The 24,821-nt window shown below is 60.2% G+C and carries 18 protein-coding genes; 4 read left to right on the top strand and 14 right to left on the bottom strand.

Annotated features, from left to right (window positions below; all coding sequences use genetic code 11):
• Positions 1–63: 63 nt before the first annotated feature.
• From rpoB to AC1ATL_RS08530, 3 genes are all read right to left on the bottom strand, one after another.
• Entirely contained in the window at positions 64–3,624 is a 3,561-nt protein-coding gene (gene rpoB / locus AC1ATL_RS08540) for a DNA-directed RNA polymerase subunit beta (protein ID WP_432623576.1), read from the bottom strand.
• 162 nt (positions 3,625–3,786) lie between these two features.
• A complete protein-coding gene (locus AC1ATL_RS08535) occupies positions 3,787–4,434 on the bottom strand; it encodes a hypothetical protein (protein ID WP_432623578.1) in 648 nt (215 codons plus the stop codon).
• A 115-nt stretch (positions 4,435–4,549) separates the two neighbouring features.
• Positions 4,550–5,506, bottom strand: a complete 957-nt coding sequence (locus AC1ATL_RS08530; RefSeq protein ID WP_476569916.1) for an HhH-GPD family protein — start codon at positions 5,504–5,506, stop codon at positions 4,550–4,552.
• Between the two features lie 38 nt (positions 5,507–5,544).
• On the opposite strand from AC1ATL_RS08530, the gene AC1ATL_RS08525 reads away from it, so the two are divergent.
• Positions 5,545–6,228, top strand: a complete 684-nt coding sequence (locus tag AC1ATL_RS08525; protein ID WP_432623580.1) for a tRNA (cytidine(34)-2'-O)-methyltransferase — start codon at positions 5,545–5,547, stop codon at positions 6,226–6,228.
• A gap of 446 nt (positions 6,229–6,674) precedes the next feature.
• Here AC1ATL_RS08525 and AC1ATL_RS08520 read toward each other — a convergent pair whose 3' ends face one another.
• The 11 genes from AC1ATL_RS08520 to AC1ATL_RS08470 form a co-directional block, all read right to left on the bottom strand.
• On the bottom strand, positions 6,675–8,003 hold the full coding sequence (locus tag AC1ATL_RS08520; RefSeq protein WP_476569899.1) for an ATP-binding protein: 1,329 nt from the start codon (positions 8,001–8,003) through the stop codon (positions 6,675–6,677).
• Positions 8,004–8,578: 575 nt separating this feature from the next.
• Positions 8,579–9,943 (bottom strand): DUF711 family protein, encoded by a 1,365-nt coding sequence (locus AC1ATL_RS08515; protein WP_476569898.1) that lies wholly within the window; start codon positions 9,941–9,943, stop codon positions 8,579–8,581.
• 66 nt (positions 9,944–10,009) lie between these two features.
• Positions 10,010–10,282 (bottom strand): ACT domain-containing protein, encoded by a 273-nt coding sequence (locus tag AC1ATL_RS08510; protein WP_026647175.1) that lies wholly within the window; start codon positions 10,280–10,282, stop codon positions 10,010–10,012.
• Between the two features lie 238 nt (positions 10,283–10,520).
• Entirely contained in the window at positions 10,521–12,431 is a 1,911-nt protein-coding gene (locus AC1ATL_RS08505; protein WP_476569897.1) for a GH32 C-terminal domain-containing protein, read from the bottom strand.
• A gap of 140 nt (positions 12,432–12,571) precedes the next feature.
• The gene (locus AC1ATL_RS08500) at positions 12,572–13,663 is read right to left on the bottom strand and encodes a LacI family DNA-binding transcriptional regulator (protein ID WP_476569896.1); all 1,092 of its coding nucleotides are present in this window, start codon (positions 13,661–13,663) and stop codon (positions 12,572–12,574) included.
• 34 nt (positions 13,664–13,697) lie between these two features.
• On the bottom strand, positions 13,698–14,366 hold the full coding sequence (locus tag AC1ATL_RS08495; RefSeq protein ID WP_476569895.1) for a YesL family protein: 669 nt from the start codon (positions 14,364–14,366) through the stop codon (positions 13,698–13,700).
• 70 nt (positions 14,367–14,436) lie between these two features.
• Entirely contained in the window at positions 14,437–15,372 is a 936-nt protein-coding gene (locus AC1ATL_RS08490) for a carbohydrate ABC transporter permease (RefSeq protein WP_432623593.1), read from the bottom strand.
• A gap of 12 nt (positions 15,373–15,384) precedes the next feature.
• Positions 15,385–16,356: an ABC transporter permease gene (locus AC1ATL_RS08485; RefSeq protein WP_432623595.1), complete on the bottom strand. Its 972-nt coding sequence runs from the start codon at positions 16,354–16,356 to the stop codon at positions 15,385–15,387.
• 110 nt (positions 16,357–16,466) lie between these two features.
• Entirely contained in the window at positions 16,467–18,074 is a 1,608-nt protein-coding gene (locus AC1ATL_RS08480) for a type 2 periplasmic-binding domain-containing protein (protein ID WP_476569894.1), read from the bottom strand.
• Positions 18,075–18,454: 380 nt separating this feature from the next.
• Positions 18,455–19,852 carry an MFS transporter gene (locus AC1ATL_RS08475; RefSeq protein ID WP_432623613.1) on the bottom strand — a complete coding sequence of 466 codons (1,398 nt, stop codon included), beginning with the start codon at positions 19,850–19,852 and terminating at the stop codon, positions 18,455–18,457.
• 324 nt (positions 19,853–20,176) lie between these two features.
• Positions 20,177–21,424, bottom strand: a complete 1,248-nt coding sequence (locus tag AC1ATL_RS08470; RefSeq protein ID WP_476569893.1) for an ROK family protein — start codon at positions 21,422–21,424, stop codon at positions 20,177–20,179.
• Positions 21,425–21,625: 201 nt separating this feature from the next.
• On the opposite strand from AC1ATL_RS08470, the gene alsE reads away from it, so the two are divergent.
• The 3 genes from alsE (at position 21,626) to AC1ATL_RS08455 (ending at position 24,809) form a co-directional block, all read left to right on the top strand.
• Positions 21,626–22,324 carry a D-allulose 6-phosphate 3-epimerase gene (gene alsE, locus AC1ATL_RS08465; protein WP_432623601.1) on the top strand — a complete coding sequence of 233 codons (699 nt, stop codon included), beginning with the start codon at positions 21,626–21,628 and terminating at the stop codon, positions 22,322–22,324.
• Positions 22,325–22,504: 180 nt separating this feature from the next.
• Positions 22,505–23,482 (top strand): allose kinase, encoded by a 978-nt coding sequence (gene alsK / locus AC1ATL_RS08460; RefSeq protein ID WP_476569892.1) that lies wholly within the window; start codon positions 22,505–22,507, stop codon positions 23,480–23,482.
• A 130-nt stretch (positions 23,483–23,612) separates the two neighbouring features.
• The gene (locus AC1ATL_RS08455; protein WP_476569891.1) at positions 23,613–24,809 is read left to right on the top strand and encodes an MFS transporter; all 1,197 of its coding nucleotides are present in this window, start codon (positions 23,613–23,615) and stop codon (positions 24,807–24,809) included.
• Positions 24,810–24,821 lie beyond the last annotated feature (12 nt).

Raw genomic sequence — 24,821 nt, 5'->3', positions numbered from 1 at the left:
TCACGTTTGTCGGGGGACGGCCGCGACGCGACGCTTGTCATGCGTCGCGGCCGTCCCGTTCGATCACTGGAATTCGGGCTCCTCTGCGGCCTGCTCCTCCTTGGCCTGTGCGTCGGGACGCGCGCCAATGTTGAAGCCGAGGTCGTCGGAGGCGTTGGACGGATCGTCGTCCTCGTCCTTCATGTCGATGGCCACGCCTTCGGCGTTGAGCACTTCGACGTTCAGGGACAGGGACTGCATTTCCTTGAGCAGCACCTTGAAGGACTCCGGGATGCCTGCCGGCGGCAGGTTGTCGCCCTTCACGATGGCGCCGTAGACGCGCACACGGCCGTCGACGTCATCGGACTTGGTGGTCATCATCTCGTGCAGCGTATAGGCGGCACCGTAGGCCTCGAGGGCCCACACTTCCATCTCGCCGAAGCGCTGGCCACCGAACTGGGCCTTGCCGCCCAGCGGCTGCTGGGTGATCATGGAGTACGGGCCGGTGGAGCGGGCGTGGATCTTGTCGTCGACCAGGTGGTGCAGCTTCAGCATGTACATGTAGCCCACGGAGATCGGCTTCGGGAACGGTTCGCCGGTACGGCCGTCGAACAGGGTCGCCTTGCCGTCGGGGCCGACAAGCTTGTTGCCGTCGCGGTCCGGAAGGGTGCAGCTGAGCAGGCCCTTGATGGTTTCCGGACGGACACCATCGAACACCGGGGTTGCCACCGGGGTGCCCGGAGCGCCCTTTTCGGCACCCTTCGGCACGTACTTCTTCCATGCGGCTTCAGCATCCGGGTCGAGGGAGATGTCCCAACCGGCGTGCGCGATCCAGCCGAGGTGCAGTTCCAGCACCTGGCCGAGGTTCATTCGAGAAGGCACGCCCAACGGGTTGAGCATGATGTCGACCGGGGTGCCATCGGCGAGGAACGGCATGTCCTCTTCCGGCAGGATGCGGGAGATGACGCCCTTGTTGCCGTGGCGGCCGGAGAGCTTGTCGCCCTGGGTGATCTTACGATGCTGGGCGATGTAGACACGGATCATCTGGTTGACGCCGTTCGGCAGCTCGTCGCCGTCCTCCTCGGCATCCTCACGGGTGATCTCCTTGACCGCGATGACGGTACCGGTCTCACCGTGGGGCACGCGCAGCGAGGTGTCACGCACCTCGCGGCTCTTCTCACCGAAGATGGCGCGCAGCAGGCGCTCTTCCGGAGTCAGCTCGGTCTCGCCCTTCGGGGTGACCTTGCCGACCAGGATGTCACCGGCCTCGACCTCGGCGCCGATGCGGATGATGCCGCGCTCGTCGAGGTTGGCCACCGCGTCCTCGCCGACGTTCGGCAGGTCGCGGGTGATTTCCTCGGCGCCCAGCTTGGTCTCGCGGGCGTCGATCTCGTACTCCTCGATGTGGATGGAGCTCAGAGTGTCGTCCTGCACGAGACGCTGGGAGATAATCACGGCGTCCTCATAGTTGTAGCCGTTCCAAGGCATGAAGGCGATGAGCAGGTTCTTGCCCAGTGCCATTTCGCCCTTCTGGGTGGCCGGACCATCGGCAAGCACGGTGCCGGCTTCCACGCGTTCGCCGTCGTGGATGAGCGGGACCTGGTTGTAGCAGGTGGTCTGGTTGGAACGCTGGAACTTGGCCAGCTTGTAGGAGCTGGTGGTGCCGTCGTCGTTCATGGTGCGGATGATGTCGGCGGACACGTAGGTCACCACGCCCGGCTTCTCGGCCAGGATGACGTCGCCGGAATCGACGGCGGCGCGCCATTCGGCGCCGGTGCCCACGAGCGGACGCTCGGATTCGATCAGCGGCACGGCCTGACGCTGCATGTTGGTACCCATCAGCGCTCGGTGGCCCTCATCGTGCTCCAGGAACGGAATCAGGGATGCGCCGACGGACACCATCTGGCGCGGGGAGACGTCCATGTAATCGACGGAGCTGACCGGCACATCGACCGCTTCCTCTTCGCCGACTCGGGCGAGGGCCTGCTTCTTGACGAAGTTGCCGTTCTCGTCGAGCTCCTGGTTGGCCTGGGCGATGACGTGCTCGGCATCGCGGTCAGCGGTCATGTACTCGACCTCGTCGGTGACGTGGCCGTTGACGACCTTGCGGTACGGGGTCTCGATGAAGCCGAACGGGTTGATGCGGCCGAAGGTTGCCAGGGAGCCGATCAGACCGATGTTCGGGCCTTCAGGGGATTCGATCGGGCACATACGGCCGAAGTGAGACGGGTGCACGTCGCGCACTTCCATGGAGGCGCGGTCACGGGACAGGCCGCCGGGGCCCAGAGCGGACAGACGACGCTTGTTGGTCACACCGGCCAACGGGTTGTTCTGATCCATGAACTGGGACAGCTGGGAGGTGCCGAAGAACTCCTTGATGGTGGCGTTCACCGGACGGATGTTGATCAGGGACTGCGGGGTGATGGCCTCCGGATCCTGGGTGGTCATACGCTCGCGAACCACGCGCTCCATACGGCTCAGACCGGTACGAAGCTGGTTCTGGATCAGCTCGCCGACCTGGCGGATACGACGATTGCCGAAGTGGTCGATATCATCGACGTCCACGCGCAGGTCGACATCCTTGCCGTCGCGCTTGCCCGGGAACTTGGTATCGCCCGCATGCAGGGTGACCAGGTACTTGATGGTGGCGATGATGTCCTCACGGGACAGGCTGCGGTCGTTGATGTCCTTTTCCAGACCAAGCTTGCGGTTGATCTTGTAGCGGCCGACGCGGGCCAGATCGTAACGCTTGGTGTTGAAGTAGAAGGAATCCAGCAGGTTCTTGCCGGCTTCCGGAGTCGGAGTGTCGGCAGGACGGATCTTGCGGTACAGGTCGGTCAGGGCCTCGTCCTGGGTCTGCACGGTCTCCTTGGCGAGCGCGTCCATGACCAGCGGGTAGTCCTTGAAGGCGTCGGCGATCTCATCCTTGGTCATGCCGATGGCCATGAGGAACACGATGGCGGACTGCTTGCGCTTGCGGTCCACGCGCACGCCGAGGACGTCGCGCTTGTCGATCTCGAACTCGAGCCATGCGCCACGGCTCGGGATGATCTTCGCGCCGAAGACCTCCTTGTCGGAGGTACGGTCCTGAGTGCGGTCGAAGTACACGCCCGGGGAGCGCACGAGCTGGGACACGATCACTCGCTCGGTGCCGCCGATGATGAAGGTGCCGTGCGGGGTCTGCAGCGGGAAATCGCCCATGAACACGGTCTGGGACTTGATTTCGCCGGTGTCGCCGTTCTCGAATTCGGCGTTCACGTACAGCGGCGCGGAGTAGGTGTAGTCCTTCTCCTTGCACTCCTGCACGGTGTGGCGCGGTTCCTCGAAGTACGGATCGGAGAAGGTCAGGCTCATGGTCTGAGCGAAATTCTCGATCGGGGAGATCTCCTGGAAGACCTCGTCAAGTCCGGAGGTGTGCGGCACGGTGTTGGTGCCGTTCGCCTCGTCCTCCTCGACGCGCTTCTTCCAGCGTTCGTTGCCGATGAGCCAATCAAAGCTATCGGTCTGTACACCCAACAGGTAGGGTACATCAATGGGCTCGCGGATGGAGCCGAAGTTCACACGGTCCGACGCCTTGTGCAGATCAATGTCGTGCTGGTCGGCGCGTGCGATGATGGTGGTGGTGTTCGTCGTAGCCTCAGCCAATGGACGTTCCTTATCGCTCGCTAATCGTATCGATACGTTTCCCCGGAAGCGCTCTCATTGGCCACCATATGCCGAATACGCGGGCGCTTCTTCCTTGTCAGCGTGCCCGCTATATGACACGCATCTACGCAAAGTCAAGAGAATAGCATACCCTATAGATTTTCACTCCACGGTGATGCCGACCGGCTCCGACTTGGTTTTCGCATGCCCCTTGACCGACAGTTGGGCGGAGTACACGCCCCGGTCCACCTTCGGCAGGTCGGCCGCGTCCGCGCATTCCGTGCCGGAGCGCACGCCCGGCCATGTGATCGTCTGCTTGACCTCGTCGCCCTTGGCCAGCAAACGGTAATCCGGGTCCACCGGACACACGTTCGACTTCCAGATCACGTCCTTGCCCGATTTGATCGTCAACACCGTGCCGGATTGGGAGACGTCAATCAGGCAACCGGCTTTGCTCGTGCCGTCGTACTTCACGGAGACGGCGAAATCCATCGAATCCCCCACACCGAAACTCGATGCGGACGGCGTGACCGACAACGCGATGTCGGACGCGTCGCAATCGGGTACGTTGCTCTTCTTCTGCTGCGCGGTCGGCGATGGCACTTCCTTGCGGGAGATCGCGTACACATCGGCGTGATGGATTTCGCGATTGACCGCCACGATGCCCAGGGAAAGCGAATACAGGCAGAACACGATGAAACTCAGCACCACGACCAGAGCAACGCCTACGACGATACGGCGGCGACGATACACCGCCTGCTGTTTTTTCGTACGTTTTTTGCCGGTTCGTGGAGAGGTCTTTTGAGCCATGGCTCCCAGTCTAGCGTGCCGTGTTCCAAGCGGTTTCCGCATGCACTGCGCGCGTCACTTCGCGTCCGGGCAGGTCTGGACGGGCCCAAGCAGGCTTGAACAAGCCCAGGTGGGCTCAGGCGGGAAGCCGCACGCCTCCTCCGGGCAGGATTTCGATAAGCCCGTCCTCGTCAAGCGACGCGATGCATTTGTCGAGCTGCACATGGTCCTGCCACAGTTTTTCGACGTTTTCACGATCGAGCGTCGTCTCGTCATCCGGCAGTCCGCGCAGCGCGTTCAGCACCAGACCACGCACCTGACGATCCGTTCCTTGGAACCGTTGGCGGGGACGCGTGCGACGCTCCCCCAGCCCCGGTCTTCCGTTGCGCAGGAACGCGCATTGAGCCGCGATCGGACAGGCGTCGCACAATGGCGATTTCGCGGTGCACACGGTCGCGCCGAGTTCCATCACGGATTGGTTCCACACGACGGAAGGCCGATCGAAGCGGCGGCATTTCGCGGGACCATCGTCCGGCAGCAGCCGTTTCGCCAGCGCGCGTTCCGCCGGGCTTGCCGCTCCTCCGAGCGATTCGACACCGACGAACGCGCGGGACAGCACACGACGGATATTCGTGTCGATGACCGCGATACGTTCGCCGAAAGCGAACGACAGCACCGCACTGGCCGTGTAATCGCCGATGCCGGGCAATGCCAATAATTCGTCATAGGTACGCGGCAGCTCGTCGGCGTAATCGCATGCGACGACGTGGGCGCATTCCCGTAATCGCAACGCCCGTCTCGGATAGCCAAGCCTGCCCCACGCGGTGATCACGTCGGATTTGGGAGCTTCGGCGAGCGCGGCCGCGTCCGGCCATCGTTCCATCCATGCCGTCCAGTACGGCACGACGCGGCCCATCTGCGTCTGCTGGCTCATCACTTCGGAGACGAGCACGCCCCACGGTGTGGTGCGGCCGAATCGCCATGGCAGGTCGCGCGCGTTGTCGTGCCACCATTGCGCGAGCGCCGTTTCGATTTCGTCGGCATCGGTTTCGATGGCGATTGTCGTGGTATTGCCGCATAGGGCCGTATGCATGGTGTTCGTGTCGTTCATCGTTCCTATTCTTAGCATTTATGACGAATGAAGAGCATACCGATACCGCGCAGGGCGCAACGCCGAACGCCGAAACCGCCGCGGCGGAGGCCAAGGTCGAGAAGATGTTCGAATACGGGTACCGCAAGTCCAATTACGGGCCGGACGAGCTGGTGACCGACGCGCATGGCAATCCGATTTCCGTGGTGGATGCCATGCTGAGTGCGAAGGACGCGGCCAAGGCGGAGACCTCCACCCCGCACCTGTGCTACTACTCCCCGCGCATTCCGGGCAACACGGGTTCCGCGATCCGCCTGTGCGCCGTGACCGGCACGATCCTGCACCTGGTAGAGCCGCTGGGCTTCAATCTGCGCGACACCAAGCTGCGCCGTGCAGGGCTCGACTACCATGACATGGCGCATGTGGTGCTGCACCCGAATTTCGAGGATCTGGTGGAATCGATGCCCGATTCGCGCATCATCGCATTCACCGCGCATGCCACCAAGCTGTACACGGACATCGAATACAGGCCGACCGACATCCTGCTGTTCGGCCCGGAGCCGGGCAACATCCCCGATCCGATGGACATCATGGCCGGTCCGCATGTGGCCGAGCAGGTGCGTCTGCCGATGCGTCCGAGCCTGCGCAGCCTGAACCTCACCAACTGCGCCTCCATCGCCATCTACGAAGCCTGGCGTCAGCTGGGATTCGCGGGCGGAGCGTGATGCAGAAGCCCAGTGGGCTTCTGCATAGCTCCGCCGAGCGAGGCACGACAGTGCCGAGCGAGGAAACAACACAGCCCGGCCGAAGGCCGGTCCTTAATTGCAACCGGGGCGTGACGAGGAATCCCAGTTGGTTTCCGCACAGCCCCGCCGAGCGAGGAAATACCACAGCCGAGCCGCAAGGCTTGCTCCTAATCACAACCAGCGCATGATGAGAAAGCCCTAGCAGGACTTCCCAACACCCCCCCAATAATCGCGGTGAAAGTAACAGCATTCGTTACTTTCACCGCGATTATTGTTTTTTCACCGCGAATTTCAAAAGGTTGTCGTCGCTTTTGTCGAGACGCCAATAGTATGGTGCATGCTTTTTCCAAGAAAGCGTCCGCCTCTCTGTGGTATCTGAACGTTGTTCATGGATATGGCACCCACAGGAGGCGATTCCATCCTTCCTACAGGAATGCGCACATGTAGGTCGGAATGCAGTCGATGGCGCCATCACGACGTAGGTCCTTGGTGTAGACGAGGTACTGCCTGCCGACGCGTAAGTGGTACTTTTCGGAGAACGCATCCAGCGAAGCGTGCGTCTTGTATCCCGATGACTTGACTTCGATGGGGTTGATCTTCTTGCCGTCGGGCACGATGAAATCGATCTCGTAGTTACGGGTCGTACCCGGCTTGGGCCAAGTATGGTAGAACAGCTTGCGCCCATGGGCTGTGAGCTCCTGAGCCACGACGTTCTCGTAAATCATACCGAGGTTCACAGGCAGTTTGTCTGACAGGAGCTTTTCGTACACAATATTGTCAGTGAAGTCTGCGTCCCTGAAGGCGAGGGTCACGAACAGTCCGGTGTCCGCCAGGTACAGTTTGAACTTCCCCAAGTCGACGCTCGAGGAGAGTCCGGCATTCGGATCATCGGTACGGCGGGCGACAAGCACGGTCTTGGAGTCCGCGAGCTCCGCGATTTCTTCGAGAATGTCCTCCGCCCGGCGGCCTGCGAGCACGCTTGACACATGGTAACGTGAGGATTTCTTGGCGAGCTGGGCGGGAATCGCATCGAACAGCATAGACAGCGCGCCTGATGGACTGATTTTGTGGAAGTCCTCCTCGTACAGATCGATGATCATGCGTTTGATGTCGTCGACCGCGCGTAGGTCGTTGGTCCGTATCAGCGCGTCCACGGCCTGAGGCATGCCGCCCACAAGCATGTAAAGTCGAAAATCTCGCATGAGCCTGCGGTTGAGTTTCTCCCCCAAGGGCTTGCGCGAGGAGAAAGCCCCCTGCAGGAGCGGAACCGTAGCATCGTCGCCGCGCGCCCACAGGAACTCCTCGAAGTCCATCGGACGCATCTGCACACGCTCCTCCTCACTGGGAATGAGGATGTCCTTGGTGTTCCTGCGTATCGAGACGAGAGACCCGGTTTCGATGTAGTCGTACCTACCGTCTTTGACGAGCCGCTTGATAGCCTGCCTCGCTTTCGGACACATCTGGACCTCGTCGAACACGATCAGCGACTCCCTGTCGAACAGCCTGGCCGAATACCTCAGCTGGAGCTGCAGGAACAGGTAGTCGAGGTCGGACACGTCGTCGAACAAATCACGGATGTCACGGGAGGCCTCGGCGAAATCGACGAATATGTAACTGCGGTACTCGCGTCTGGCGAACTCCTCCACGACGGTCGACTTGCCAACGCGCCGTGCGCCCTCGACCAGCATGGCCGTCCTGCCTTGGGATCGTGATTTCCAATCGAGCAGGACATCGTACATCTTCCGTTTGAACATGGCGGCTCACACCTCGTTCCCGATTTCCACACTTTTTAAAACTTAATCTTGTCGCATTCCTGCACTTTTTAAAAGTGCATTTTACCGCATTTCTGCACTTTTTGTGAAACCAGTCGGATGGCAGTGGAAACTTTCGAGAGCCGGAACAGGCAATTCCACGATGACATCAGCAGTGGTACGATCACTAGACCAGCAAGCAGGAAAACAAGAAAGTCCGGAGGTGGAGGCCTCCGGACTTAGAGAGAGAAGAGAGAAGAAGGGATTCAATTATCGGGAACCTTACGGTTCGGGGCTTTTTGAAGCTAAGACATAGCTAACCTCCCAAACCTTCAGAAACCACCATGTTTTTCTGCGTGTTTCCTGAGAATCCGCGCTTGCACGCTCCATGTCCTCCGTACGTCCGCATCGCAGACCCTGTGCACGAATCCATGCTCCTCCCCCACCGAGCCCGCAGCCATCTCATCGCCCGCAATAACACAACGACCCCTCCGCAGAGGGGTCGAAGCAAGCACGAACGCGAATACGCGCGGCGCAATCAGCCAATCAATCAATCAATCAATCAATCGATTGGCCAATCAGTTCTTGAAGGAGTGGATCGGTGCCGGGATACGGCCTCCACGGGTCACGAAGGCCTCGCAGCTGGTCTGGTTCACCGGAATGATTGGCGCGTAGCCCATCAGACCGCCGAAGTTGGCCATTTCGCCCACGCCCTTGCCTTCCACCGGAATCACGCGCACGGCGGTGGTCTTCTGGTTGACCATGCCGATGGCCGCCTCGTCGGCGATGATGCCGGAGATGGTGGCAGCGGTGGTGTCGCCGGGGATGGCGATCATGTCGAGGCCGACGGAGCATACGCAGGTCATGGCCTCAAGCTTCTCGATCTTCAGGCAGCCGTTGTTGGCCGCGTCGATCATGTTCTTGTCTTCGGAGACCGGGATGAACGCGCCGGACAGGCCGCCCACGTAGGAGGACGCCATGATGCCGCCCTTCTTCACCTGGTCGTTGAGCATGGCGAGCGCCGCGGTGGTGCCGGGGGCGCCGACCTGTTCGAGACCGATTTTCTCCAGCACTTCGCCGACGGAATCGCCCACGGCCGGGGTTGGCGCGAGCGACAGGTCGATGATGCCGAACGGCACGCCGAGACGGCGGGAGGCTTCCTGAGCCACGAGCTGGCCGACGCGCGTGATCTTGAACGCGGTGCGCTTGATGGTTTCGCACAGGAACTCGAAGTCCTTGCCCTTGGCTTCGTCCAGTGCGCGGGAGACCACGCCCGGGCCGGAGACGCCGACGTTGATGACCGCGTCGCCTTCGGTCACGCCGTGGAAGCCGCCGGCCATGAACGGGTTGTCGTCCGGGGCGTTGCAGAACGCCACGAACTTCACGCAGCCGTAGGAGTCGTTGTCGGCGGTGGCATGCGCGATGTCCTTGACGATATGGCCGAGCAGTTCGACGGAGTTCATGTCGATGCCGGTCTTGGTGGAGCCCACGTTCACCGAGGAGCATACGATGTCGGTTTCGGACAGGGCCTGCGGCAGGGAGCGGATGAGCATTTCCTCGGCCGGGGTCATGGACTTGGACACGAGCGCGGAGTAGCCGCCGATCAGGTCGACGCCGACCTTCTTGGCCGCACGGTCAAGCGCGTGCGCGATCTTGACGAAATCCTCGGAGCTCTTGCAGGAGCTTGCGCCGACCAGCGAGATCGGGGTGACGGTGATGCGCTTGTTGACGATCGGGATGCCGTAGTCGCGTTCGATGGCCTTGCCGGTGGACACGAGGTCCTTGGCGTAGGTGGTGATCTTGTTGTAGATGTTCTCGCAGACCTCGTCGACGCTGTCGGCGGCGCAGTCCAGCAGGCTGATGCCCATGGTGATGGTGCGCACGTCGAGCTTCTCCTGCTCGATCATCTTGTTGGTCTCGTGGACCTCCATGATATTCAGCATGGTTCTTCCTTACGATTGGTACGATTCGTGGCTTCGGTTGCTTGGATGACTCACGTGAGCCGCGGATCAGACGCGGTGCATCTTGGTGAAGATCTCCTCGCGCTGGCAGCGGATGCGCACGCCGATCTCCTCGCCGAGCTTGTCGAGGTCGTCCACGACCTCGCCGAATTCCTTGTCCGTGTTGGAATAATCCACAATCATCATCATGTTGAAGAAGCCGTCGATGATGGTCTGGGAGATGTCGAGTACGTTGACCTTGTGCGCGGAAAGGTAGGTGCAGACGCGAGCGATGATGCCGACAGTGTCCTGGCCGACGACGGTGATGATTGCCTTGTTCATGGAACTCCCTAATCATGTAGGTGCGAATATCCAGTTACCGTCCCGGCGAATTGCCGGACGTGCCCTCAAGTATAGGAAAGGCACGTGCCAAAACACGTGCCTTTCCTGCCGTCCCGTTATATTTTGAGACGTTTTCCATCACCATTGGATCACGACGCGACAACGCTCATATATATTCCGTGCATATTGCATCTACTCAACATACATACCTGCGATGGTCGCACCGTAACCCCGTACGTCACTTCCAGATGGAGTTGAGCGAGCGGACGTCCGTTCCTTCGACCTTGCCGTCGGCGGTGAGACGGAATTCGCCGTCACCGTCCTTGCCTTGGAACAGCATGCTGCCCGCGGCCTCGCCGTCATTGAGGAACACCTCCACCACGCTGCGGTCGAAGAAGATCTCGACGCGGCGCACGTCGGTGATGCCGCTGTCGAAATCGACGTCGTCGACGACCGTGCCCTTCGTGACCAGTCGGGTCATACCGTTCCGGCGCTGCAGCTGCAGTTCCGTCGGTTCGCCGTTGGCCGGATTGACGCCGGTCGCGATGGTCATCAAGAAGTCGGCGTCGTCCGCGAGACGCACGTCGGCATAATACGCGTTGTTCGGTACGGCAAAGGCGGTGGCGCCATCATCCGTGCGAGACTGCAGGCTCTCGCCCAGCAACTGCTCGTACACTTCCTCGACCGGACGGCTGGCCAGGCGGCCGTCGCGCACGTGCAGCTCGCGCGGCAGCGACATCATGCCATTGGCGATGCACGGCTTCTCCACGCGCATCGCGGGGAAATCGGTGAACCAGCCGAACACGATGCGGCGACCGTCATCGGCGGCAAAGCTCTGCGTCGCGTAATAGCCGGTGCCGAAATCGCACCAATCGCTATTTTCGACCTGCAGACGTGGACCGTCGGCGGTGGCCTTGAGATCGCCCTCATACCAACGGACCTGCTGGAAACGGCCCTGCTTGTCGCGGTAGTGCATCAGAGCGCCGATGGCGACCGTCTTGCCATCGAGCTGGAACAGATCCGGGCATTCGTAGGTGCGCGACAGCTGATGTCCGAAGTCGGCGAGCACGGGTCCCTCATACCGCCAAGTCGTGTTGCGCTTGAGCGGCTTCTTGGCGGAGAAGAGCGTCATGGCCGGAACCGTATTCATATTCGGCTTATCGACGCCCGGCTTGCCCTGCGGTGAGCAGGTGAACCAGCCGTCAGTGCCTTGGGCGCTGATGCCGGGAACGGCTGAAGACACTGCATCCGCGTCGAATCGGGCGACAGGCAGGTTCGTTGCAGTCACCATATAGGCGCGTTCCGGATCGATGGCCTCGCCGGACATGCCGGTCTCCACCTTCGGATCGCGGAAGTCGAAGCCGAAATCATCGTTCACGCGCAGCGCCACCGGCGATTCGACGCTCAGATGCACGCCGTCCTCGCACAGGCAGGTGGTCTGGTATTCGGTGACGGACGATTCGTCGCCGCGGGTCTCCAGATGGCGGGTCAGATACAGGCGGATGGCGGTCGCGTCATCGCCCTTGCAGGGGTTGTCATGTTCGTCCACCGTCACCGCGGAGCCGGAGAACGCGCCTCCGACGATGCGTTCGTCGGTATGCAGCTCAGGCTGCGGTTCGAGGAAGATCGGCAGATGAGTCCAATGCACCAAGTCGCGGCTCACCGCGTGGCCCCAATGCATGTTGTCCCAGCCGAAGCCGTACGGATTGAACTGGTAGAACAGGTGGTAGCGTCCCTGGAAACGGCACAGGCCGTTCGGGTCGTTCATCCAGCGTGCGAATGGCTCGAAGTGCGCGGCGGGGCGTCCGAAACGGTCGTAGACCTGTTCCAGCGTCGGCTGCGCGTCCCATTCGGTGTCATACGGGTTCATGCTCACGAAGCGCACACCGTTGTCGAGGAGATCCTCGCATTCGGACAGATACGCGAACCGTGCGGTCAGTCCCCGCAGGTTCACTGTGATGCGTGCGTTCGTCGGCACCGGAATCGAGAAGCGATGACGACGTTCGGCCACCGGCATGGCATGGCTGGCGATCTCGTTGCCGTTCTCATTGGTGATGGCGATGCTGGCGCCGGCGTCGCCACGTTCGGCGAACACCTCAAGCAATCGGTAGTCGCCGGTTTCGATGGAGATGGAATAGTTGTCGGACATAATGGTCTCCTCTATAGCGCCACATGACCGGACATCACATGGCTACGTTTTGAGAAAAAAGGTAAAAGGGGTGAAAAGTAGGTGAAAAGTAAAAGGTATCGGAAAAGAAAACGAATACGGGAAGCCGAATCAGCCGGTCGTCACGACACGATGGAGTCGCGTTCGATGACACGGCACCGCAAAGCCATTTCGGCGCCGTCGCGATGGCCCTGCACCGCCACGCCATGATCGGATTTGAGATCCTTCACAGCCTCGTCGCCATCAAGCATGCCCACGAGCTGACGGATTGCCTCGAAACCCATTTCATAGTGAGGCAGTTCCAGCGTGGTCAGGGATGGCTTGAGCACGTCCGTGATGAACGGCTGGTTGTCGATGCTGATCACCGAGACGTCAGCGCCGATGCGCACTCCGCGTTCGCGTGCGGCCTCGTAGATGAAGGTGGCACGCACGTCGTTGAAGCAGAAGATGCCGTCCGGCTTGATCTCGTCGAGCACCCGTGCCGCCTCGTCAGCCGCGTTGGTCATTTCCAGCACGTTGACCACCAGAGCGTCATCGAACGGGATACCGGACTCCGCAAGCGCGCGCTTGTATCCTTCGAATCGAAGACCTTGCGCGATGATGTCCGCCTCGGTTCCGTAGTAGACGATACGCCGGCATCCGGCCTGAATCAGACGTTTGGTGGCATCATATCCGGCCAGTTCGTCATCGGGGTAGATCGAGGGAACCTTCCCCGCGGCGTCCTCGCTGTCCACCACTACGGTCGGACTGCCTTCCAGAGCCTCAGGAATGTCCACCTTGCGGTGGTACATCATGGCGTACAGGAATCCATCCACGTTGTATCGACGGAGGGCGGTTATCTCCTGGTTCTCAAAATCGGCGTCGTTGTTGGTGTTGGCGGTAAGCAGGATGTATCCGAGCTTGCGCGCGGCGTCCTGTGCGCCCTGGAGAATCCTTCCTGCGTACGGCGTAGTGGCGATCTCATCGGTGACGAAACCCAAGGTGTTGGATTTGCTGGTGCGCAACGAACGCGCCACGGAATTGGGCTTGTACCCCATATCCTTGGCGGTTTCGCGAATCTTCTGCGCGACCGCCTTGCTGACGCGGTTGCGGTCCTTGTTGTTCATGACCAAAGACACGGTGCATACGGAAACCCCTGTTTCCTTGGCTATGTCTTTGATGGATACCAACCGTTTCGACCTGTTCACTCGTTGCGTTGTGGACGACTGCGCCATTGTATCACCTCTCCTCCGTCTGTAGCCGAAAGGCCTAGCCTCTGGCCAAAGCCGTCTTGTTCTCCTCACGGTCGTGGATGTCCATCCCGGGCAGACGCCCGAACGAGTAGACGATCCAGATCACGCAGAACATCGGCAGGGATATGCCGAAAACCATAAGGATTCCCGGCCATTGGGCCCATACGAGCACGGTGAGGACCAGCAGTCCGGCCTGCAGAAGGCTGCACACCGGACGTGCCACGATCATCGCCAGCGTCGTGCGGACGATCCAGAGGGGACGTTCATCGTAGTTCGCGCGCACCACCCAAACCAGGGACGAGAACACCGCCAGTATGACGATGATGAGCAGCAGCACGCCGGAAATCGCGATATCGAAATCGTTGCGCGCATGCCAGTTCATCACGTAATAGTCGACGATAACCACGGCCCAGAGGACAACCAGCGGCCAACCGAAAAGATTCGCACGCTTGAACTCGCTTTTCCAGAAGCCGTGGAAGGTCTTCCATACTTCCTTGGCCCGCATTGAACGGTCCTCGGAAAGCAGCCACGTGCGGAACGTGGACTGCGCCGCCGCGAGCGAAGGAAGGAATCCCAACATCACGGCGCCCATCAGCGTGTGCGCGAGTATGGCCACGTTGACCACGAAAAGCGTGACCAGCAGACGGCAGAAGTGCTCGTAGGCCACAGAGAAACGGGCAAGCATGGCGAATCCTTTCTATTGGTTGGTTTGGTTGTCTCGGTTCGATTACCTTTTGCAGGATCGCGATTCGGACTCAGCCCTTGACGGCGCCGAGCATCACGCCCTTGTTGAAGTACTTCTGCAGGAACGGGTAGAGCACCAGCAGAGGCAGTGTGGACACGATGATGATGCCGAACTTGATCTGGTCGGCGGCCTGCTGTTGGGCGGCCGCGTTGACGTTGGTGCCGGTGCCTTGCGCCACGAGCAGCAACTGCTGCAACACCACCTGCAACGGCTGCTTGGTGTCGTCGGTGATGTAGATAAGGCCCGTCATGAAGTCGTTCCAGTGGCCGACGAAGTAGTACAGGCCGATCACAGCCAGAATCGCGGAGCTCAGCGGCAGGACGATCTTGAAGAAGTAGCCGAAGTAGCTCAGACCATCGATCTGCGCCGCATCGAACAGCTCCTCAGGAATGGAGGTGTCGAAGAAGGAGCGGGCCACGATCACGTTGTACACGGAGACCGCGCCGGGCAGGATGAACACCCACATGCTGTTGTTGATGCCGAGGCTCTTGTACAGCAAGTAGTTCGGGATCAGACCGCCGGCGATGAACATGGTCACGGTGAACAGGAACATGATCACGCGGCGCGGCTTGAATTCGCGGCGGGACAGGGCGAAGGCGCATGGAATGGTCACTGCCATGTTGAGCGCGGTGCCGACCACCGAGTAGATGATGGTGTTGAGATAGCCCTGCCAGATGCGCTGGTTGGCGAACACTTTGGCGTATCCCGCGAAGGTCACGCCCTTCGGCAGCAGCAGCACTTCGCCGCCGGCCACGGCGTTCGGGTTCGAGAACGAGGCGACGACCACGAACCACAGCGGGTAGAGCACCGCCACGACTGTCAGGAGCAGCAGCAGGTTGATGATGCCCGACACAGCCAGGTCGCCCGGCTTCTGCTTCTGGCGCACGTGCTTGTTCCAGGGAATGTCGTTCTTGTTCTGGGCAACAGCCCCAGTCGTTGCAGACATGATGGATTCCTCCTAGAAAATGCTCGTATCGGAAACGCGCTTCGCGATCGCGTTGGCGGTGATCAGGAAGACGAAGTTGACCAGGGTGTTGAACAGGCCGATTGCCGTCGAGTACGAATACTGGCCGTTGATAATACCGATTTTGTAGGTGTAGGTCGCGATGACTTCGGTGGCCGGCAGGTTTAGCGAATTCTGCATCAGGTAGATCTTGTCGAAGCCCACGTTCAGCACGGAGCCCATGTTCATGATGAGCAGGATCGCGCAGGTAGGCATGATCGTCGGGATGTCGACGTAGCGGATCAACTGCAGGCGTCCGGCGCCGTCGATCTTCGCCGCTTCGTACAGCGAGGTGTCCACGCCGGCGAGCGCGGCCAGGTAGATGATGGAGTTCCAGCCGACGTGCTGCCAGACTTCGGAGATCCAGTAGACGGCGGTGATGGCGCTGGTGGAACCCATCAGCGATTCGTCGCCGAAGAAGCGGCCGAGGATGCCGGTTCCCGGGGTAAGGAAGATGTTGAGCATGGAGACGATGACCACCACGGAGATGAAATGCGGCATGTAGGTGATCGTCTGCACGAAGCCCTTGATCTTCTTGGAACCGATCTGGTTGATGAGCAGGGCCAGGATGATCGGGAAGATGAATCCCATGACCAGCGTCCACAGGGAGATGCGGATGGTGTTGGTCATGATCTCGCCGAACAGCGGGTTATGGAAGAATTCCAGGAAGTACTTGAAGCCGACGAATTTGCCGCCGGTCAGGCCTTTGGTCGGGTCGAACTCGCGGAAGGCGAGCTGGATGCCCCACATCGGCACGTAGGCGAACAGGGCCACGAAGAACAGTGCGGGGGCGGAAAGGATCCACAGCTGCCAGTAACGGCGGAAGTGGTCGGCGATGCGATCAAGCAGGCCTGGTTTCTTGCGGTCGGGAACCGCATCCATCGCCACGGTCCGTGCAGCAACGCCTTGCGATGTTTGTGCACTCATGATGGTCTCCAATTTAGGATGGTTGCTAGGGAAAAAAGAGGCGGGGTCTGACGGCAGTTACGGGAGAGAATTGTGAACCCGCATATGCAGACCACGCCGGTATCAATTGGCTACTTGGTGTACTTGTCGTACCACTTCTGCCAAATCTTGATGTTGGCGTCGAGACCGAGGCTCGGCTCGGACACCTTCTTCACGTAGGCGTCCCATTCCTTGTCGATGCCGCCTTTCTGGAACCACTTCGCGATCTGGTTGTTCGCGTAGTTGGAGATGGCGGTGTTGTTGTTCTGCAGGGTGTTGGAATCCTCGGTGTTCGGGCGGACATAGATCGGGATGACGTCCTTGACGCCGTCGACGCGGTTGCGGGCCTCGCGGATGGCCTGATCGGAGGCGGTGACCTGATCGGCGTTGGTGTCGTTGACCATCTTCACATCGTCACGGATCCAGCCGCCGAAGCGGTCCTGCAGGGCGATGGCGCGGGTATCGGGATATTCGGCGTAGGCCTTCTTCTTGTCGATGGTGTACTGGTGGTTGCCGTCATCGGAGACGATGTCCGGAATGGAACCGAAGAATCCGGCCACGGAAAGCTTCTCGCTGTACATGGCGTTGATGACCTTGTAGATGGCGTCCTGGTTGGCGGCGTTCGGGTTGACGGTCAGACCGGAGCCGGAGTAGGCCCAGCGGCAGGCGTCCTGGGATGCGTCCCACTTCACCTGGGAGTCTGGCGTGGAGGCGTCCTTCTTCAGCGGCGGCAGGGTGACGTACTGGTCGCCCAAGCTGTTGCCGTATTCGGCGTAGTTGGACCAGCCGAAGGAAACGCCGGTGCGGGCGGTCTTGCCGTCGCTGACGGTCTGTGCGGTGTACTGGGAGTCATCGCGGGTGAGCACGTCCTTCGGGATGAGCCCCTTGGCCATGAGCTCGTGCAGGTAGGAGACGACGTCCTTGAGGGCGTCGGAGGTGTAGTAGCTCTTGACCTTGCCGTTGTCCACGTAGTAGCCCTGCTCGGAGGCGCCGCCTCCCATGAAGGAGGTGACCACGCCTTCGGAGTTCATCAGGGTCAACGGACTCCACAGGCCGAAGCCTAGGCTGCGGATGTTCATCGGGATCTCATCGGCCTTGCCGTTGCCATTCGGGTCGTCGTTCTTGAAGGCTTCGAGCACTTTTTCGAGCTCATCCCAGGTGGTCGGCATCTTGAGTCCGAGCTTGTCGAGCCAGGTCTTGTTGATGAACATGTGGGTTCCGGAGACCTCGTAGCCTTTGCCGCGGTCGGACGGCAGCATGGCGATCTTGGTTCCGTCAGTCACGTACTTCTCCGCGCCTGGCTGGGCCTTGAGGAACTTCTTGACGTTCGGCATCTTGTCCAGATGCGGCTTCAGGTCCTCGAAGTAGGTGTTGTACTTAGCCGCGTCGACCATGCTGAACAGGCTCAGGCCGATGTCCGGGAATTCGCCGGCGGCCATCTTGGCGCTCTTCTGCTGGCCCCAGGCGTTGTCGGAGACTTCCTGCCATTCGATGGTGCAGTCGCAGGCCGCTTCCAGGTCCTTGGAATACTGAGTGTCCTTCATCGGATGGTCGGTCACGTTGCGGCGAACCAGGATGTTGACGATCGGCTTGCCATTCGAATCGGTGGTGGCCTGCTTGTTGCCGCAGGCGGTCAGTGCCGTGGCCATAGTCGCGATTGCCGCGATCGACGCCAGCAGGCGAACACTCCTTCGTGCCATGATTAGGCTCCTTCTTCCTTGATGTTTCCTCCTCGCACCAATGTGAGAAACACGGGTGCGATTCCGCCAACCACTTGCTTTGTGGTTGTTTCCTTCGCGGTAGTTAACACTATAAATCGTTAATCGTTTAATGTCAAAACGTTAATCGTTTATCTCAATGGTTAGCGCTCACATTGTTTTGCACATATCGTCATTGAGAACGTGCTCATCGGCGACATATCGCCATTCCCCCGCATAACCGAAAACGAACATATCGCGACACGCCGTTAATCGTATAACGTAACATTTCCATCGCTTCCGCGCGAATAAAAAAGGTCCGTCCATCGCACGCGAAAAGCGGCGATGGACGGACCTGACATTCGTCAAAAGCGACCCGTCGTTCACTTGCGGGAGGCGCGATCCTCCTTCAGGAAGAAGGACAGCACGAACACGATCACGACCAGAACCAGACCGAACACGTAGCCGTAACGGGAGCCGGCGACGAAGCTCTCCGCCTCGGTCGCGCCGGAACCCATGCCGAGCAGACAGGTGGCCACCGCGGTGCCGATCGCGCCGCACACCTGCTGCATGGTGTTGAGGATGGTGGAGCCGTCGGCGGCAAGCTCGCGCGGCAGACCCTTCAGAGCCGCGGACTGCGCGGACTGCTGCATAAGCGGAATGCCGATCATGAACACCACATGCGCCAGCACGAAGAACGCCGGAGCGGTGGTGACGCCGATGGCGAGGAACAGCAGCGAGCCGATCACGGCCACCACCGCACCGCACCTGACCAGCGGGCGGGCGCCGACCTTGTCATACATGCGGCCGGTCGCGAAGGAGAAGATGGCGTTCACCACACCGCCCGCAAGCATCAGCATGCCGGCCGTGGAGGAATCCAGACCCAGACCACGCTGCAGCTCCTGCGGTGCGAGGAACATGAGCGCCAGCGTGCAGGCGAACGAGCAGGTGACCATCAGAGCCGGAACACGGAAGGCCTCGATGCCCAAGGCACGCAGCTCCAGCACCGGATGCTCGATGTGCAGCTGACGGTATGCGTAGAACGCGACGACCACGATGCCGATGACCAGCAGCGCGATCACCAGCGCGCTGAAGCCCATGTCCGCCACGAGGCTCACGCCCGCGACCAGGCAGCCGAAGCCGATGACCGAGGCGATGACCGAGAGGATGTCGACCTTCGGACGCGTCGTTTCGATCGGGGTGACGAAGAAGACCGCGGTGCAAACGATGGCCACGACGGCCACGACGGCGAACAGCACGAAGATGGCACGCCAGGAGAAGGCGCCAATCAGGATGCCGGCGAGGGTCGGGCCGATCACCGGCGCGAACATGATGACCAGGCCGGCCACGCCGTTGGCGGCGCCGATCATGAACGGCGGGAACACGCGCATGATCGCGGCGTACATGGTCGGCAGCACGATGCCGGTGCCGATACCCTGAATGATTCGTCCGGCCAGCACCAGCGCGAACACAGGGGCGAAGGCAGACAGCACGGAACCGATCGCGAAGCAGACCAGCGCAAACAGCACCAGCGTCTTCGCCTTGACCCACTTGAGCAGGAATCCGACGCACGGCAGCACCACGCCGATGGCCAGCATGTAGCCGACCACCATCCACTGCGCGGTTCCGGTGGTGATGTTGAATGCGTCGCACAGATCCGGCAACGCGATGTTCATGGACGTTTCGGACAGCATGCCCAGGAACGCGCCGATATACAGGCCGAGCATCACCTTGTGCGGATGCTCGAAACGTGGCTGATCATGTTCATGTGACTGCTGCATTGATGCGGTTTGTGACACAGTTCTCCTTGTCTTTCTTCTTGTTCTGTCTGTCGACTCCCCCGCCCGAGACCCGTGCCGGCAGACCGGCAGACCTGCGGATTTCGCAAGCCGACATACGGGCACGCAAACATGCGAAAGCCCGGACCGCCATATGCGCGTCCGGGCTTCGCTGCCTGTTCTCGGAACAAAAGAAAAAACCGCATGGCATACACCTTGATTTCGGCTATGCCATGCGGTTTTCAAAAACAGTGGTCAACGTATCACGAATGAAAATTCTTCGTAAGTCGTCCGGGCGTGTCGCGCCTACCGCACGAACCTTGCGGGCTATTCCCGTTCAAGCAATCGCTCGGGAGACAACGTCTCCTGAGTGGCCAGCACCACTCCTCCGGCCACGCCTGCAAGGCGTCCAAGAGGACTGCGCCCGATACTCAGGTTTCGCGTGGTCAATGGGCGGGCGGTCCTGTAGACGGTGGTGCGGATGGCGGTAAGCAGTTCGTCGCTTGCCTCCGCAATGAGTCCGCTGACGATCACATGTCTTGGGTTGAGGATGTTGCATAGCGTCGCCACCATGATGCCGATGGATTCTCCGGCTTCTTCCACAGCCTGTTCCGCACCGAGGTTGCCGTCGTGCAGTCGTTCGATGAGCTGTTCCACGCTGGTCGGTTCGTCCGCCATGGGTGACAGCTGCTGCATTCGTCTCAGCATGGCAGGCACGGATGCCACCGTTTCCAAACATCCCGTCTGCCCGCATGCGCAGCGTTTGCGGTTGCGTGGATCGTACGAGGTGTGGCCCACTTCACCAGCCGATCCGTCGAAACCGTGGAATATACGGCCATCCTTCATCACAATGCCACCACCGATGCCGGTGCCTATTTTGATTTCGATGATTGGTCGTTCATCCTCGGGAAGCGCCGCGGCATCACCCAATGCCCGAATATTGGTGTCGTTTTCCACGCTGACCGGGCATCCGAGGTCGTCCCTCATGTGCTGGACCGCGTTGAAGGCATCCCATCCGGGCATGATCGGCGGACGTATCGGCGCATCCTCGCGAATGTCGATCCTGGCAGGCAATGACAATACGGCATGGCGAAGCGGCAAATCGGGAGATACGCTCGACGCCATACGCCACAGGCATTCGCTTGCCCACGACAAAAAATCCTCCGGTCGTTGGTCCGCTATGGAGACCACATGCGATTCGTACGTCAGTAGTCGCATATTCATATCGGCCAGACCGAAAGTGGTATGCCGAGCCCCGACATCGGCAATCGCCATCAATCCCAATCGATCGTTGACGGTCAGACGCTCCGCGGGTCTTCCACGATCCTGCGAGATCACACCGCTCACGGCAAGAATTCCTTTGCGCAGCAGGGAATCCACGCAGGATGACACCGTGGATCGGGCCAATCCGGTTTCACGGACCAGCTCCGCCTTGCTGTTCGCTTTGCCGGACGCCACCAGCAGCGCCACCTCGCTGGGCAGCTCGCTGCCGGTGACCGCCAGCGTCCACGGTCGATCCGGAAGCGTGAAGCGCCACTGTTCTTTCGAAGACTGTTTCATTATCGACTGCCTCATCGCAATCCTCCACGAACCATTGCCATTGCTATATCCCCAATATACGTCAGATTTATGTTGAAATACGACATAAATCTGACGTTGAAGAGCATAAAACCGAATCGTATCGTGAGAATCACCTTAAGGAAACAACGGGAAGCGCAGCAGCTCCCCCACAACGTTGGTACCGACGAAGACAGCCATCATAAGAAAGGACCCACAATGGAAACTCCAAAATTCGCGGTCTCACTGATGTGCATGGACTTCTCCATCGCAGGTGAACAGGTGAGCACCCTGAGCCAGCACGCCGATTCCCTTCATCTTGACATCATGGACGGCCATTTCGCACCGAACCTCTCCTTGAGCCCGGAATGGCTCAAGTGGGTGCTGCCGCACAGCACCGTACGCAACGAGGCGCATCTGATGACCACCGATCCGGACTATTGGCTGGAACCGCTCGCCCAGGTCGGCGTGAACGTCATCTCCCCACATGTCGAAACACTGAACACCCACGCGTTCCGCACCATGAATTCAATCCGCGCCCTCGGCTGCGGCACCGGTCTTGTCGTCAATCCGCTCACGACCTTCGATTCCATCCTGCCGCTGATCGAACGCGTCGACCTGCTGACGCTGATGACCATCGACGTCGGTTTCGCCGGCCAACCGTTCATCGACGAGATGCTCGCCAAGATCGAACAGGCCGCCAAATACAAGTCCGACCACGGTCTGAACTATGAGATCCAGATCGATGGATCGTGCAGCGAGAAGACCTTCGCCAAGCTGCGCAACGCCGGCGCCGAGACCTTCATCCTCGGTAATTCCGGCCTGTTCTCCCTGGACCGCGACCTCGACAAGGCATGGGCCAAGATGCGCGCCAACTACGAACGCACCACCGGCGAAACCCTGCCTCCCGAGGACTGATTACAGTCGCGATTGCCATATCGAACCGGCAATCCCTTTCATCACCGGCTGGCATCGGCGCGTCCTCTCTCTCCTTGATACCGCATGCGTCCTGATGGCGCATGCTATCCGGACGCGCCTTTGCCATCTTCGGCACCACCACAACCCGTAATTTCTTTTAATTTTTGCAATGGAGCAGTCATGAGCAACACCACCGCCATCACCAACAACGAACCCACCGTCGCCACCGCGGGCAGCCCCGTCAATTCCGCCACGCTGAAAACGCCGGTCATCCTCGGCATCGACATCGGCGGCACCAATCTGCGCGTCGGACTGGTCGACGCACTCGGTGCCCTGGTCGACTCCCGCCGCGTCAGCTCACAGGAGGCGCTGAGCGGCGACGACCCGATGACCAAACTCGCCGACTATCTGGAAGGCTATCTCGGCGAGGTACTGGACGGCAAGTACGAGCTGAAGGCCATTTCCGTAGGATTCCCATCTGTGGTCGACGCCACTCGCACCGTGGTGCTGCAGACCACGTTCATCCCCGGGCTCAACAACGTGAACGTGCCGGAACGTCTGAGCCGATTCGGCGTGCCCGTGTTCATCGACCGTGACGTGAACATGATCATCCGTTATGACGCCAAGCGCCTGAACCTGCAACATCTCGAAGGCGTGACCTTCGGCTGCTACGTGGGCACTGGCATCGGTTGCGCGCTATCCGTGGACGGCAAGATTCTGGTCGGCCTGCACGGCGTGGCCGGCGAACTCGGCCATATCTACGAGGCCACCGGACGCACCTGCGGCTGTGGCTTGGAGGGCTGCTCCGAAACGGCTGCCTCCGGCAACGCGCTCGTCCGTGAGCTCGAAGCACATCATCCGGGCGCCTCCATCGACGACGCGTTCTCCCTATACGGCGACGAACCGTTCATCGATGATTGGCTGGAGCATCTCGCCTGGACCTTCTCGACCGTCATCAACCTGCTCGACCCGGCCAAAATCATCATCGGCGGCGGTGTGACGCAGATGAAGGACTTCCCGAAGCAGCGTCTGGAGGAGAAGATCAAGCGCATGTCCCGCAAGCCGTATCCGGCCGAGGACCTGCCAATCGTCTACACGATTCCCGGCAAGTACGACGGCGTCATCGGCGCGGCTCTGTGCGCGCTCGAACAGATCTGAGCCATGCCAGACTTCGGACGAAGCCCGTTCTTCCTTTCTTACGGGTTTCGTCCGGACCATAATAATCACAGATGATTATCCAACTCATACCCAAGCAAAACAATTCAATCCATCGTTGTAAGGACGCAACATGACCACCGATTCCCCCACCGCCCAAACGGCACGCCCCCGCAGCGCGTACAGCCCGCTTATGAAATTCTCGCTGCTTGCCATTTCGTTGCTGCTCACATCATCGAATGCGATCTCCGGCGTGATGCCGGCGCTGATCAAGCAGTTCCCCGACCAGCCACGCGCCAATGTGGAGCTACTGAGCACCGTTCCATCGTTCTCGATGATCATCATGATCATCGCCTCCGGCTTCATCGCCCGTAAGATCGGCGACAAGGCCACTGTGACCGCGGGACTGGTCATCGCGGCCGTCTTCGGCGTGATTCCCTTCTTCGTCACGAACAACTTCTGGGTGATCATGGGTTCGCGCATCGGCCTCGGCGTCGGTTTCGGCCTGATTAATTCCCTGGCCGTATCCATGATCGCCAAGTTCTTCTCCGGCGACGAGAAGGCCACACTGATGGGCTTCAGGTCCGCGTTCGAATCATTGGGCCAGTCGTTGATGACCCTGGCCGCGGGATTCCTCGTGTTGCTCAGCTGGAACAGTTCGTTCCTCGTCTATTTCCTCGCAGTGCCGATTCTGGTACTGTTCGTGCTGTTCGTTCCAAAGGAGCCGAACGATCCGAAAGCTGACGATTCCGCGCAGGCCCAAAACGGCAACGCCAAGCAGTCGGTGAATGGCCCCATCCTGCTCATCACCGTGTTTCTGATCGTCGCCGTGACCATGTACATCGGACTGACCACACGCCTGTCTTCCGTGGTGACCGGTTCCGGTTTCGGCACGATGCAGCAGGCATCCACTTTGCTGAGCGTCATGACCATCGGCGGTATGCTCATGGGCTTCGCATTCGGCCTGATCAACAAAATACTGAAGGCGCAGACGCTGACGGTCGGTCTCGTCGCATTGGGAATCGGATCTCTGATCATGTTCTTCGCGCCGAATTTCGTCGTTCTGTGCATCGACGCGCTGATTGCCGGCATCTCCTACCCCACTATGATCTCCTATACCTTCAATCAGATTTCCGAGGTCTGCCCGAAGGGTTCGGATACATTGTGCACGTCGGTGGTGCTGGTCGGCTGCAATTTCGGCGCCTTCACCGCCCCATACACACTGAAGCTGGTCGGAGGCGCCTCGCTGAGCCAGCCGTATCTGGTCTACGGCATCGTGCTGCTGGTCATCGCCGCGGGATACGCCGTGTACCATCTGGTCCGCAAGTAGGTCGAGGATAGT

The organism is Bifidobacterium sp. LH_743, from assembly GCF_056355775.1.
The sequence above is the reverse complement of the archived record's forward strand: the minus strand, read 5'-3'. Positions and strand labels throughout refer to the sequence as shown.